The organism is Paenibacillus sp. FSL H7-0943, assembly GCF_037963265.1.
Classification (GTDB): Bacteria; Bacillota; Bacilli; order Paenibacillales; family Paenibacillaceae; genus Paenibacillus_AQ; species Paenibacillus_AQ odorifer.
In genome coordinates this window covers 621,234-634,489 of sequence record NZ_CP150148.1, presented here as the reverse complement: position 1 = coordinate 634,489, position 13,256 = coordinate 621,234, and the positions used below count along the sequence as shown (strand labels likewise).

Sequence of the window (13,256 nt, the reverse complement as noted above, 5' to 3'; positions counted from 1 at the left end):
AATTTTAATACAAAAGCCCAGACGCAAGAATAGCGCCCAGGCCGACTTTATTTATTAAGCTCAAGTACCGCTGATTAGTTCAGAGGCAATGCTGGCTTCTTGCGTCCTGTCAGACCTCGTAGTCCACCTGCATCCTCCTGACAGGATAATGCCGTACACTCCCTAAACGCCGCATGACTGCATCCGATACATTTATTGTGATTAATACTGCTAAGAGCTTCATTGATCGCTTCACCGGTATGCTGATAGAACTGTGCCTCTCCTATTTTGTCATATAGCCCGGTTCTCTTAAGAAGCTCAAGCGGCTGCGGCTGAACACCGGAGATCATCAGTTTCCCTCCATCAGCATGGAGATGCCGCACCAGCTCCGCCAGATTGGATTCACCCGTAGTATCCATGAATGGCACTTTTCCCATCCGCATTAATATAATTTTCGGCTGATCGGAGCCATAACCCGGCATGGTGTCATCAAATCTATACGCAGCGCCAAAAAACAGCGGCCCTTCCACGGTATAAATCCCAATCTGCGGACAATCATGACTCTCCGTTACCATATGTGCTCCTACCTTGACGGAATTAGGATCAGGCAATACTTTGGATACCAGATGAACCTCTCCCATCCGTTTCACAAACAAAATCACCGCAAGAATCAATCCCACCTCTACGGCCAGCGTTAAATCTGCAAATATCGTCAACAAGAAAGTGATGAATAATACCAAAGAATCGCCTGTTTTGATTTTAAGCAAATGAAGAAATTGTTTACGCTCACTCATATTCCAAGCTACTACCATCAAGATAGGAGCCATCGCTGCCAACGGAATACTAGAAGCATAGGGTGCAAACAACAGAAGAATTAGGAATACCACTACCCCATGAACGATCCCTGAGATCGGAGAAACTGCGCCGCTTTTGATATTTGTGGCGGTTCTGGCAATGGCACCTGTGGCTGGAATTCCTCCAAACAATGGAGCTGCAATATTGGCGATTCCCTGACCAATCAGTTCACGGTTGCTGTTATGGCGGCTGCCTGTCATCCCATCAGCTACGACAGCTGACAATAAGGATTCAATAGCACCCAACATCGCGATGATAAAGGCCGGACGAATCAGCAGTGTAATCCGCTCCCAGGTAATGGTCGGAAAACGGAAGCTTGGCAGTGTATTAGGGATATTCCCATAGGCCAAACCAATCGTAGTCACCTTACCGCTAAAAAATAACGCTGCTATGACAGTCGCACAAAGAAGACCGACCAATGAACCCGGCACCTTCGGAGCAAAGCGAATCGCTAGGATAACAACGGCCAGACAAATCGCGGCGGTCAGGATACTATATCCATTGATCGTCGATAGATGAAGTCCAATTTCTTTCATGTTATCTACAAAGCTCTCGTGCCGTTCAATATCCCTTAACCCAAGGAAGTTAGCAATCTGTCCGGTGAAGATAATAACCGCTATTCCTGCTGTGAAACCAATCGTGACCGGCTTCGGAATAAATTTAATCAGTACACCCAGCCTTAACAATCCCATGAGGACTAAAATAACCCCCGCCATCATCCCCGCTAACAGCAGGTTCTCATAACCATACTGCATCCCAATGGCGAACAAGATAGGAATAAATGCACCTGTCGGTCCACCAATCTGAAATTTCGATCCCCCGAACAATGAAATACATATGCCGGCAACGATTGTCGTATAAATGCCATATTCCGGCTTTACACCAGAAGCAATAGCAAATGCCATCCCTAAAGGAATGGCAATAACCCCGACGATTGTCCCTGATATCAAATCCTTGCGAAAAGCGTTCATGTTGTAGCCTTTATAACGACCCCGCCCTGTCATGTTCAAACCTTCTTTTCTTTAAATATCTGATTATTTGAATATAAGAAGAACATTACTCTAGGACGCGACTGTTGTCAACGCCAAAATAACGTTAATCTATTCCATTTTCACTCGCCGCGCATGCCTTCCAGCAATGAAATGGTATTCACGAGATGGTTATCAAATATTTGTTTGGCCACGACCAGAAGGTCCTTGATCAGAGGATCACGTAAGGCATAAATGACTGTGGTGCCTTCTTTCACACTGGTTACTACATTTTTGGCGCGTAAAACAGCTAGCTGCTGGGATACAGCAGAACCTTCCGAGCCGAGAATAGCCTGCAGTTCATTCACATTCTTCTCACCTTCGCTAAGCAGCTCCAGAATACGAATACGCATCGGATGAGCCAGCGCCTTGAAGAATTCGGTCTTAAATTGCTGAATTTCGGTGTTCATAGCTTTCTACTCCTCATGCTTAACTTTCTGAATCTAATGTTATCTTTGTATGTTATCTTAGTCCCTAAGAAGCGTCAAATACTGAAGGGATAGATTCGCACATCACGGACCTGCAATTCTACGAACACACCCAGTGCCATAGGTTCACCGAGACACTCGAACATCACTAACCCTTCACCTATTCGTAAAAATCCTGTGCCATCTTCTTCAATATTCTCCAACACGCCCGTAAAAATAACCCTATCCTGTTCGAGCCTGATGTTGAACTCACCTGCAGGCACAGGATGGATATCCACCCACCTCATAAGCAGCTCCGAAAGCTCGAATTCCACATCCATTTCTGCCCCTGGATTCACAGGAGCACCACACCAGATTCCCCGGCCCTCCCCAAATTCTGTGAGAAAGAATACCTCGTCCTTTTTCAAACCACTTTTTGTAATTTTGATTTGCATAGCCAATACTCCATCCTAATGATTTATAACGATCATTATATCATGAGAATTAGCCCAATTTATCAAGTATAATTCTGGGTTGCCTTATTCAGATAAGTACTAGGATGTAACCAAGGATGCTTAAAGAACTCACTTTTACTGGTAATCTTCCGCGAGACACTCAGGTCATAATCGATCATAGACTTTATCTGCTCTGCAAAGGCCTCCCCTTTTACCAGCATTCCCAGCTCAAAATCGTGGCAGGCACTTCTTTCGTTGATATTATATGAACCATGAAAAACGGCTTGTGATCTATGATCATAGGTAATTTTCCAATGGGAAAATCGACCGGTGGCACTGTAGTCATAGAAGGAAACACCGTTAATAAACGGCATATACATATTGCCTCTTACCGCCGCGCGATTTGTAGGATGATCATTAACCTCCAGCGGGTTACAAATGTTCAAATTACACGAGCATTCCGGACCAAGCAGCCCGAGCCGATCCCAAAAATCCTGATCAATCAAATAAGGATTCACGATGATAGTCTCTTCAGCCGCGTAAGTAATTAAATCCAGATAATATTGTTGAATCAGGTTAACCGGGTTACCTGGAAAGCTTGCTAACAGCGTACATTCTTCCTCACCAAAATGATAATCCACATCAGGATAATAAAAGACATCATTCACATCAAAATGATCTCCGCCTAGAAGCAGCCAGCGAGAATAGAACATCGCATTCAAAGGCTGCGCTGCAGCGCCGCGAATCCGGAAGCAACCATCATGCCACTCAGCCTCTTTACTAGGAATCCCCTGTGGATGTCCATCTATACTCATTGCAGAGGATGCCTGCACTGGGGTCTCATACGTATATTGGTCACCAATATTTACACTGCCTATAATCGAGGTTACCCCATCTATGACCATAAACTTCCGATGATCGATGACATTCAGTCCTGTAACCTCAACATCCTCTTGCACTTTATCCTGCAGAAACAGGATACTTTCCGGCACTCCCTCTTGCTCCAGCGCCTTTCGTTTCACCCGCCATTCAATGGCTGTATAATACGAATTGAAGGTATTCAGCAGCTTGGCTCCTGCATTCTCAAGCTGATCAGCAATCTTGGAGAACTGGCCGTACTCCAGATTATTTCCGTACCCCAAAGCCGTCAATGTGTAATTGACCATAACCCTTACCTTAACGCCACGCTTAAGAGCATAAAACAGTTCATCTGCAACCAGATTGCCCGAGCGATCATTAAAAAAAAGCATGACAGACAGGTGGATATAATGCTGCGCTTTTCTGATCTCCTCTAATATCATTCCTAGACACTCCGGACCATTCACGTAAGGTGTTACTTGATTATTCCACGTAGTCTGCGGAGCCAGAACCTTTAGCTTGCCTGAGTCTAGTCTGCCCAATACTTCAGTAAGTTGTTCCAGTAAGCTTGGGCTAAATCCAGGAAGCTGGAATAGCTGCTGACTTGTCGTAATGACTCCGCCAAGCGTCTGACGATAGGCTCTGGCAGCCTCTAGGTCTATCCCCTCAAGCTTACGCTCCACCTCTTCTCCTGCTACACCCATAATACGGGCAAGCGATCCGCCGGATAGATAATAATTCAAGAAATCAATCATATTTCTCTGTGTCTTCATATGTAAAGTCCCCCATCGTTTATATTGCATGCCTTTGAATCAAGGTAAGGATAGATACCCTAGATCTCCTTTTTATAAACGGGGTGAAATGCAAAATAGGGATGCCCCACAGCCTTTATGGCTATGGATCATCCCTGTTTAGGTTTAAATAGAATTCGCTAAGAATGGAGACAGCTTATTTTACCTGTTCTGCGCTAAATACTTTAACATCTAGAGGAGCAGCCAAGAATTCGCCAGCTTTAGCTGAGAAAGCAGTGAAATGAGCGCTCGTATTGTGGCTGGATACTGCTTCAGCATCACGCCATTGCTCAATCATAATAAATGAGTTGGCTTCTCCAGCATTCTCATATAGCTCATAAGAAAGGTTACCCTCTTCAGCATGAGTAGCAGCCAGTAATGCTTTAGACTCCGTCAAAAACTGTTCGCGACGCTCTGGATTAACTTTAAGTACAGCATGAATAATGATCATTGTATATTCCTCCTAAGATTAGTGTTTATGGTAGCGTGTTGGCTTACTAACTTTAACAATTATTTCCACTCAGCAACTTTATCGATAGGCAGACGAACAGAGGGGTAACCTGCATCAACAGCTTTACCAATGGAGAGCAGCATTACAGGAACATAACGATCTTTTTCCATACCAAACGCTTCAGCGATTTGGTCTTTTTCAAATCCACCAATTGGGTTTGTATCGTAACCATGTGCACGAGCAACCAGCATCAGCTGCATAGCAACAAGTGCGCCATCGATAAGCACGGTGTCTCTGTTAATTTCCCGTGGCAGGTTAGCGAAATGAGCGGATAATCTGGTTAATTGATTTTCTTTTACTTCAGCAGGCATAAGTCCACGTTCAACAGCCGTACCGTAAATTTCTTCAGCGTAATCGAAGTTGTTCAGATCACCAAAGATGGCAATCATAGCCGCAGAAGTCTCTACTTGTACGTTATTAAAACGAGCGAGAGGCGCTAAAGTAGCTTTAGCTTCGTCACTTTCAATGACCAGAAAACGCCAAGGCTGCATGTTCACTGAAGATGGAGCAAGTGTAGCTTCGGCAAGGATCTGTGTCATTTCTTCTTTGCTGATTTTAACGGATGGATCATATTTGCGGATAGAGCGGCGTCCTGTAATAATTTCTTGAAAATCATTTGTTTGTGTAGCGTTCATATGTTTAATTCTCCTTTGAGTGTGTTTTGTAAGTTACAACAGAATGATATTAGATTGCAGACGATTGAGCATATCAATGAGCACTGCTCGCTCCTGATCGTTAAAACCTGTTAGAAGAGTAGCGATAAACCGCCTTTTCTCTTCGCTATATTTAACCATTCTTTCCCGACCTTGATCGGTTAATGAGACCAATGTGACCCTGTTATCGGCTGGGTTATTGCGGCGAGCGATCATGCCACTCTCTTCCAATCCCTTCAGATGACGTGTGACGGCTGCCGCATCAATATCCATTTCCTTTTGCAGACTGATTTGGCTGACTTCATCTACCCGAAACAGTTCATGCAGGAGGCGAAGCCGTGTGGGACTGATCCCTGCACAACGTTCAAATTTTGGAGAGATTCCTTTGTTTAAGGCCTGCAGCAGTTCAAATATATGTTCTTCCTCAGGACAGTACTCCGTCAAAATATACCTCCTTTCTATATTTAATTGCATGCAATTGTTTTGTATGAAATTATACTAACGCATAATCATTGACCCGTCAACTAATATATCAAATCATTTGTAAAAAATCAACATTGCTTATCCTCATCCGGTGCTATACGCTTGAACAAAAGAGGAGGATACCTATGAGAATATCCCTGATTCAGCTGGATATAGCATTTGGCAATCCCACTATGAATTATGCTGCTGTTGCCCAGAAAATAAATGAAGCCGCTGTCGCTGCCCCCGATTGTCTGATTCTCCCTGAGCTATGGACCACTGGTTATGATCTAACTCGCTTAGAAGATATTGGCGATCCGGAAGGAGAAATTACCAAGGAATTCATCTCCAGCTTAGCTAAACAATATAGCATCAATATCATCGCTGGTTCTGTCGCTAGCCGAAATGATACTGGTGTAACTAATCGAATGTATGTATTTAATCGATCAGGTGAGCTCGTCGGACAATACAGCAAGCTGCATTTGTTCCAGCTGATGGATGAACATTTGTATCTACAACCGGGAGAAGCCAAAGGACTATTTATATTAGACGAAACGTTATGTGCAGGGCTAATCTGTTATGATATTCGTTTTCCGGAGTGGGTTCGCGCCCATACTGCACAAGGGGCGGAAATCCTGTTCGTCTGTGCTGAATGGCCACTGTCCAGAGTGTCCCACTGGCGGGCGCTATTGATCAGCCGGGCCATCGAGAATCAATGTTATGTTGTAGCCTGCAACCGTGCAGGCAGCGATCCTGCCAATATCTTTGCTGGGCATTCAATGATTATTGATCCTTGGGGAGATATTGTGTGTGAGGCTTCTGAAGAGGAACAAATTCTAACCGGAGAGATCGATTTACATCAGGTGCGTGAGATTAGGAAACAAATTCCGATTTTTTCGGACAGACGTCCTGAGTTGTATAATTAAAAGAGCGTGATTGTTGAATATTAAAAAAGACGTTACGTAGGCTGGCTCTAGCCAGCTTTCCGTTACGTCCTTTTTTAACAGACTCCAACCCATGCTTAGATCTCAGGAATACCGCTCGCGAAGCACCCGCGTTGCATCGAGCACACGTGGATCATCATAGTCCAAGTTGTATCCTGTCTCTTGCTGCAAAATGCCGGATGGTCTAAGGGACACTCCCCGATGAATTAAAGCCTGAATAATTCCCTCCACAAACACTGTTGCCACTTCAGGTCCACCTAGTTCACCAAGTCCAGCAATCGTCTCTGGACGAACCCGTGGATAAGCTAATGAGGAGTCTCCTCCGGAGGCTTGCGCATAGAAATTCCGAATTTGTTCACCACGTTCTTGACCCGAGCCAGAAACTACGACAAAAGCATGTACAAAATAGGCATTGTTCTGCCTACGCTGAGCAATACCACAAAACTTCCGGCCACCAATGGCCAGATCGAAATCACCAGGGCAGTAAGAACCAACAATCTCACCAGCCTCAATTTGCGCCGCAGCCTGTGGATGACTTATAGCAACCGCTTCCGTGATCAAAGCAGCCAAGAGCCTAAAGTCATCATGAAAGTCCAGCTTTCCACGTCCTTTGGGCAGAACTAGAGAAATATTAATGATCCCTGCATCCAGAGGCACCGCAGCCCCGCCGGAATGCCTAACCGCCGTTCTAATCCCTTGCGCCTCAAGCGTAAGCATCGCCTGAGCTGCACACGGTAGCTTACTGTCCCGAAGTCCAAGTGCCACACCACCAGAATGACTCCACAGATGTAAGCTAGGAGGTATAAGTCCCGCTCCAACATCCCGGCATAAGGTTTCCTCAAAAGCGAACGGGACCAGCATATCCTCTAAGCTCCCTGCTTCTGTACCTTTGCTCTCATCCCTTGCACTCAGATGTTGAAAGAGCCCCATTTCTGAAGGAAGTTTACTAAATATTGAATCATACTCACGAGTATCCACCAAAGCCCCTCTTTCCCGAATATGAGCCACGAGACCTGCTATTCTCTACCAGCTAAAGATCCAAGCCTATCCGTATAAATAATGATAGTAATATTGTAACCGATCTGTCTCCATGCTGTGAGCAGAGAATTGAAATGAGGTTATGATAACGCTATTCTTATAGTAAATGGACTTACCCCAGAGCATAATAGGGGAAGCCCTAAATTCATGCTATCCCAAACGTTAAGGAGTGATGCTGCATGACAGGAGACAAGCTGACCAAAGAACGACAGCTAACCAAAACAAAGCAATGGGAACAAGCCCTTAACCACCTTTATATCAACTTTTGGGATTACAGCCATGACGCATTAAATAAATTCGCTGATGAAGATATCCACCAGGCAAGAGTGAACTGCCGTAAGCTGCTAAGTCTATTATCCATTCTTGATCCGCGGCACACTTCAGGCCTGTACCCTATTTTCAAAAAAGCGCAAAAGAGATTAGGTAAAGTGAGAGATGCAGATGTTCTAATAGAATCTTTCAAGAACAAGCGCAAGCAAGCGAAGGAGAACGGAGATTCCAAAACTGCAGACCTGTTAAAGGCAGTGATTGCTTACCAAAAGGATAAGCGCAAAACTTACCGCAAGAAGCTTGCTAAGGAGCTGCCTGAACTAATCAATGAAGACCTCGAGGAAAAGTGGAAGACCTTCCTAAGCGAGCAGCTTGAAGCCCTAGCCGCCAAAAAGAATGTTAACGTTGTTATGCGTGAGCTTGAGATCGCTTATGAGCAGAAGAAAAAAACCTGTAAAGCTATTTTCCATGAAGACAATGCCGAATCTAAAGAAGCCTTCGACGCTTTGCATCAGCTAAGAATTGCTGCTAAGGAACTGCGTTATACCGCGAGTGCAGCCGATTTTGCATTAAATCAGAAATTCCATGCGCATGAGGAGATCTATAAGGAGATTCAAGATCAACTTGGGCTGATTAACGACAAACGTCTATGGCTGGAAACACTGAATGCTATTGGACGTGAAGAGCTGGACATCGGTAAAAAAGCATGGAATTCCTTCACGTCGCAATTAAAGGATGAAGTGCTCGATGCACTGCATCATAATGATGTCATTCCTATCCAGACACAAACGAAGTAGCTCCATACAACATTGCAAATGGTCCTTTCTATTCAGCCGTTGTATCTGATGCACCATACTCTTCAATATTCAGTTTCACTTCATACGTAATCGGAATCTCGCTAAAGGTTTCATCCCAGTTATCCTCTACGCTCCGCCATACGGCTGGATGTTGAATACGCAAAGCGTTGCCGAAACCTGCAACCTCTGTATGCAGCTCCTTCTGCATTTTTTTCACAGTGACCTGAAGCATGTCTAAGACATGCTTCTCCAGCACTGCTTTATCCTCCTTTACAATTCCGTCATGTAACTTTTTTGCACTCTTGGCAAAAGCCTCACCATATCTCCCCGTAGATTCTATTTTCACATGAAAGGAGATCTTCCCATCCTTCACATTGGCCTTATACTTGCTACCCAGGGATTTGATTTCATAGGTAATGAGCTTATTGTTAGACGGGTCGTATGCTTTGAGAGCACCCCCCTCTCCCTTTCCAGTCAGCCAGACCATTCCTTCCAGCTCCGATGCATCTAAAAAACCAACGAGCTTTCCCGTTTTCCCTTTAATTACGCCTGCTCCATCCAGCTTTGTCTCCTTCTCTTTTTCTAAAGAAATTACATTCTGCAACATGAAACTTCTTTTACCATGCAAAGGACCCGCTACTTTAGCTATTGAAACCGGCTCCCATATCCTCGTGCTCCGACTTCTATTCACAAAAATCCCCTCTAATACAAATGAAGGGGTTTGGCCCGGCAGCGCATTTTCCAATACATCTCTAGCTTTTCCCTTGCTGACATATAGTAGAACACTGGGACGGATATCGTTATCCCTGCTAAAGAAATCAATTAACTCAGAAAACTTGGTAGAGCGTGCAAGCTTCTCACCGATCACAATGACCTTAAGGTGATGTCCGATCGGAGTACGTCTAGTACGCAGTGAAAGTGCCCGTAATGCTTCAAACATCGAATCACTTACTTCACTCATGTTATAGTAATTTCTGGTTGAGGATGGGGAAGCCCCAGACTTCATACCTGACCCTCCTGAGCCTTGAGGAATCGTAAACTGGTAGGTACTCATTATTTGGGCAGGCATAGGATTCCCCCCGCCTCCTTGCTGGGTTGCCTCCTCATCCCCTGTCTCCTCCGCACTGTCCAGGGCAACGCCAATCTCCATACTTAACTCCTCAACTGGTGTACTGCTCCAGCAACCGGTCAACAGAATACATACTATAAGAAATGTAATCGACACTCTCCATTTTTTCATGAAGCCGCCCTCCGGAAATGTGCGATGATCAACAGCGGCAATGGAATTAATCCAAATAAAACGATCATCCAATTACCTACGACTGTCCCTAATGCAAATAGAGCATTCACATTTGGTGGCATTCTGGAAACTACATAGGCTAATGGAAGTATAGCCAATAAGCAGCTATTAAATCGTTTATGAAATATTTGAGAAACTCCCAAAGCAGCAGCATAAATAGTGATGCAGAAGGTGCAGAAAATTTGCATAATCCAGATTACCAGCAGCAGCGATTCAAACCTCTCAAAAATAAGATAATTCACCTCAAAGCTTCGCACTAGATCAAGAAATGGCCAAGTTCTTGTGACCACTCCATCTATAGAAAACGCACCAATAGTCATTACAACAGCTAAAAGATAAAAGAACGTTGATATACATGATCCAGCAATAATTACCTTTACTGCTTTTTGTGGCTTATCCATAAAAGCAACAACGAACAGCATCGCTTCACCAGCAGTAAAAGTCAGAATGGTCGGCCTGATGCCCTTCCATACCGGTCCTAAACCATCTCCAAGGAAAGGCCGCAAATTATCGATATCGAAAACTTCAATACTAAGCAAGCATACTCCAACAAAAACTGTCCAAGTAATCGGAACAATCAACCTACACATGCTAGTGATGGCATTAAGTCCTCCTCTGCATAAATAGAAGGCTATCCAAATAAATATGGCAACAATAGCCCAAGGAGGCGTTCCCTCCAGCAGAAAAAAAGAGGTCACTTCCTGTACGGAACGTGCTTCAAAACTGGCTATACACAGAAAATAAACAATCACTAATATAGAGAGCATCAATCCAAGTGGCTTGCCAATGATTTTCCCGCTAAATTGAAAGATAGTTTGACCTGGAAACCGTTGACTAAGTTTCACTATAATTAAACCTGTTAAAAAGGTAATTACTCCCCCTAAAAAAACGGAGATCCACACGTCTGGAGTTTCACTAGCCTCTACAATCGTCCGAGGAAGTGTAATTATCCCTGCCGCAATAGTATAATTGGCTAGTATGATTGTCGCTTGAACAGCAGTAATTCGATCCTTCACCTCGGCACTCATATTCTCTTCCTCCTTTACTTAGATCTCTCACCCTTTGCGTCGGGGGTCCTTCGGCTTCAACAGCGTAGGACGGCCTGTTAGAAATTGCAGTGGCATACGGAATATAAAATCTTTCCAATCCTTAGTCTTATACGGTATAAACATGCCAAGATAGGGTATGCCAAAGCTTTTTAGCTTGATTAAATGGGCACTCAGGAAAAGAAAAAATAATACAACTCCATATAATCCAAAGACTGCTGCAAAAAACATAGCCACAAAACGGAGCATACGCAGCGTCATTCCCGCACTATACATAGGGATGGTGAAGGAGGAGATTGCTGTAACTGAAACAACGATGACTAGAATTGGACTCACAATTCCCGCTTCTACCGCGGCTTGGCCGATGATTAGACCGCCAACAATCCCCATCGCGGGACCGATAGGTTTAGGCAGCCGGAGTCCAGCCTCCCGTAATATTTCGATTGAGGTCTCCATGATCAAAGCTTCGATTAATACCGAAAAAGGTACACCTTGGCGGGAGCTGATGATTGAAATGGCCAACTTTGTCGGAATCAATCCCGGCTGAAAGGAGAGGAAGGAAATATATAGTGCCGGTGCAAACATTGATATCAATGCGGCGAGAAAACGCAGTAAGCGCACCAACGACCCCACCATCCACCGATCGTAATAATCCTCTGGGGATTGCAACAGCATCCCGAAGGACACGGGCATGATCAAGGCAAAAGGTGTGCCATCCAGCAGGATAGCTACTCTCCCTTCCAATAACGCTGCCATTACGCGGTCAGGTCTTTCCGTATTCTGAATCTGCTGGAATGGCGTGAAGCTATTATCTTCGATTAATTGCTCCACATAACCAGATTCTTGCACATCATCTATATCAATCGTCCTAATTCTTCGTTTGACTTCTTCGACAAGTTCATCATTCGCGATATCTTTGATATAAGTTAGAACCAGATCCTTCTTCATCCTCTTTCCTACAGTAAAAGAAATCATGGCTAGCTCTGTGCTCTGCCCATGTCGGCGCAGTAATGCCGTGTTATCACTTAACGTCTCATTAAATCCGCTTCGAGATCCCCGCAAGACAGCTTCTGATTCAGGCTCCTCTATCCCTCTTGTGTTCCCCTTCGGGGTGCTGAGCACAATAGCCTCCGGTATCCCTTCTACTAACAGCACTACAGAGCCGAACAATACCTTTTGAAGGGAGAGCTTCACATTATCCGTAAACTCAACTTCCGAAATAAGCACGATCTCATGAATGAGAATATCTTTTAGATCCTTTGCTTCCGGTATCGTATGGGGATCCTTAAAAACCTTATAGGCATCCATTAAAGGCTTCAGAATATTCCGATCCATTTTATCTTTATCTGTCAGTCCATCTACAAATATAAGGGCCGCTTGCAGCTTTATACCTCCGATACGCAACTCCCGAAAACTCACATCATGCATATCTGTGCTCATCTCTTTAAATCTTTGCAAATCCTCCCGAAATTGACCGCTATAGCTTGCTCCTGTAGGAGATTCTTCACTGATTCCAACGGAATCGTCCGCCTTAGTAACCTTTTTCGTATTGCTAGAACCTAGAGATGCTTCTCCGTAAGGAACCCCACCACCTATGCTGCCGGCAGCTTTTTTTGCTCTAGTACTTATCGTATCTTCCTTTACATTAGCCCAACTCATCATCCGGATTAGAATAAACGGAACGAAAAAGATCATAATAGCTTGGAAAATCACACTCCATTTAGGAATTATCTCTAGAATAATATTCCACACCCTCATCACCTCCTTTATAACTGTGTTCGTATTTTTTACCGAAGATGGGTAAATCATGCACGCAAAAAAGACCCCACAATATGGAGTCTCCCTAATTTCATCTTTAAAAT

At 44.3% G+C, this 13,256-nt stretch carries 13 protein-coding genes; 2 read left to right on the top strand and 11 right to left on the bottom strand.

All coding sequences use genetic code 11. From position 1 onward, the window contains the following. Positions 1–74 precede the first annotated feature (74 nt). The 7 genes from NSQ55_RS02845 to NSQ55_RS02815 form a co-directional block, all read right to left on the bottom strand. Positions 75–1,838 (bottom strand): SulP family inorganic anion transporter, encoded by a 1,764-nt coding sequence (locus NSQ55_RS02845; RefSeq protein ID WP_339171060.1) that lies wholly within the window; start codon positions 1,836–1,838, stop codon positions 75–77. A 107-nt stretch (positions 1,839–1,945) separates the two neighbouring features. Beyond that, positions 1,946–2,272, bottom strand: coding sequence for a metalloregulator ArsR/SmtB family transcription factor (locus NSQ55_RS02840; RefSeq protein WP_036676741.1), 327 nt, complete (start codon positions 2,270–2,272; stop codon positions 1,946–1,948). A 74-nt stretch (positions 2,273–2,346) separates the two neighbouring features. Continuing rightward, positions 2,347–2,724: a hypothetical protein gene (locus NSQ55_RS02835; RefSeq protein WP_076185165.1), complete on the bottom strand. Its 378-nt coding sequence runs from the start codon at positions 2,722–2,724 to the stop codon at positions 2,347–2,349. A gap of 62 nt (positions 2,725–2,786) precedes the next feature. Next, a complete protein-coding gene (locus NSQ55_RS02830; RefSeq protein ID WP_052096745.1) occupies positions 2,787–4,355 on the bottom strand; it encodes a phospholipase D-like domain-containing protein in 1,569 nt (522 codons plus the stop codon). Positions 4,356–4,530: 175 nt separating this feature from the next. After that, complete coding sequence (locus NSQ55_RS02825; RefSeq protein WP_036676736.1) at positions 4,531–4,824, bottom strand: putative quinol monooxygenase; 294 nt, start codon at positions 4,822–4,824, stop codon at positions 4,531–4,533. 59 nt (positions 4,825–4,883) lie between these two features. Beyond that, the gene (locus tag NSQ55_RS02820) at positions 4,884–5,519 is read right to left on the bottom strand and encodes a nitroreductase family protein (RefSeq protein WP_076223389.1); all 636 of its coding nucleotides are present in this window, start codon (positions 5,517–5,519) and stop codon (positions 4,884–4,886) included. 33 nt (positions 5,520–5,552) lie between these two features. Then, positions 5,553–5,981, bottom strand: a complete 429-nt coding sequence (locus tag NSQ55_RS02815; RefSeq protein WP_076304354.1) for a MarR family transcriptional regulator — start codon at positions 5,979–5,981, stop codon at positions 5,553–5,555. Positions 5,982–6,145: 164 nt separating this feature from the next. Here NSQ55_RS02815 and NSQ55_RS02810 point away from each other — a divergent pair, with 164 nt between their 5' ends. Next, positions 6,146–6,925 carry a carbon-nitrogen family hydrolase gene (locus NSQ55_RS02810; protein ID WP_179089422.1) on the top strand — a complete coding sequence of 260 codons (780 nt, stop codon included), beginning with the start codon at positions 6,146–6,148 and terminating at the stop codon, positions 6,923–6,925. A 102-nt stretch (positions 6,926–7,027) separates the two neighbouring features. Here NSQ55_RS02810 and NSQ55_RS02805 read toward each other — a convergent pair whose 3' ends face one another. Continuing rightward, positions 7,028–7,921, bottom strand: coding sequence for a hypothetical protein (locus NSQ55_RS02805; RefSeq protein WP_339171048.1), 894 nt, complete (start codon positions 7,919–7,921; stop codon positions 7,028–7,030). 239 nt (positions 7,922–8,160) lie between these two features. Here NSQ55_RS02805 and NSQ55_RS02800 point away from each other — a divergent pair, with 239 nt between their 5' ends. Continuing rightward, positions 8,161–9,048, top strand: coding sequence for a CHAD domain-containing protein (locus NSQ55_RS02800; RefSeq protein WP_339171045.1), 888 nt, complete (start codon positions 8,161–8,163; stop codon positions 9,046–9,048). Positions 9,049–9,076: 28 nt separating this feature from the next. Here the strand turns inward: NSQ55_RS02800 and NSQ55_RS02795 are convergent, their stop codons facing one another. From NSQ55_RS02795 to NSQ55_RS02785, 3 genes are read right to left on the bottom strand one after another with little or no spacing between them, the layout of a single operon-like run. Further along, positions 9,077–10,288 carry a Ger(x)C family spore germination protein gene (locus NSQ55_RS02795; RefSeq protein WP_339171042.1) on the bottom strand — a complete coding sequence of 404 codons (1,212 nt, stop codon included), beginning with the start codon at positions 10,286–10,288 and terminating at the stop codon, positions 9,077–9,079. Beyond that, complete coding sequence (locus NSQ55_RS02790; protein WP_339171040.1) at positions 10,285–11,376, bottom strand: GerAB/ArcD/ProY family transporter; 1,092 nt, start codon at positions 11,374–11,376, stop codon at positions 10,285–10,287. The genes NSQ55_RS02795 and NSQ55_RS02790 overlap by 4 nt, the downstream gene beginning before the upstream one ends. Before the next feature lie 27 nt (positions 11,377–11,403). Continuing rightward, positions 11,404–13,152, bottom strand: coding sequence for a spore germination protein (locus NSQ55_RS02785; protein WP_339171038.1), 1,749 nt, complete (start codon positions 13,150–13,152; stop codon positions 11,404–11,406). Positions 13,153–13,256: the final 104 nt, after the last annotated feature.

Coding starts and splice junctions, on each gene's coding strand:
- NSQ55_RS02840 (WP_036676741.1), bottom strand. CDS start 2,272: ATGAACACCGAAATTCAGCAATTTAAGACCGAATTCTTCAAGGCGCTG.
- NSQ55_RS02810 (WP_179089422.1), top strand. CDS start 6,146: ATGAGAATATCCCTGATTCAGCTGGATATAGCATTTGGCAATCCCACT.
- NSQ55_RS02825 (WP_036676736.1), bottom strand. CDS start 4,824: ATGATCATTATTCATGCTGTACTTAAAGTTAATCCAGAGCGTCGCGAA.
- NSQ55_RS02845 (WP_339171060.1), bottom strand. CDS start 1,838: ATGACAGGGCGGGGTCGTTATAAAGGCTACAACATGAACGCTTTTCGC.
- NSQ55_RS02800 (WP_339171045.1), top strand. CDS start 8,161: ATGACAGGAGACAAGCTGACCAAAGAACGACAGCTAACCAAAACAAAG.
- NSQ55_RS02820 (WP_076223389.1), bottom strand. CDS start 5,519: ATGAACGCTACACAAACAAATGATTTTCAAGAAATTATTACAGGACGC.
- NSQ55_RS02795 (WP_339171042.1), bottom strand. CDS start 10,288: ATGAAAAAATGGAGAGTGTCGATTACATTTCTTATAGTATGTATTCTG.
- NSQ55_RS02790 (WP_339171040.1), bottom strand. CDS start 11,376: ATGAGTGCCGAGGTGAAGGATCGAATTACTGCTGTTCAAGCGACAATC.
- NSQ55_RS02785 (WP_339171038.1), bottom strand. CDS start 13,152: ATGAGGGTGTGGAATATTATTCTAGAGATAATTCCTAAATGGAGTGTG.
- NSQ55_RS02835 (WP_076185165.1), bottom strand. CDS start 2,724: ATGCAAATCAAAATTACAAAAAGTGGTTTGAAAAAGGACGAGGTATTC.
- NSQ55_RS02830 (WP_052096745.1), bottom strand. CDS start 4,355: ATGAAGACACAGAGAAATATGATTGATTTCTTGAATTATTATCTATCC.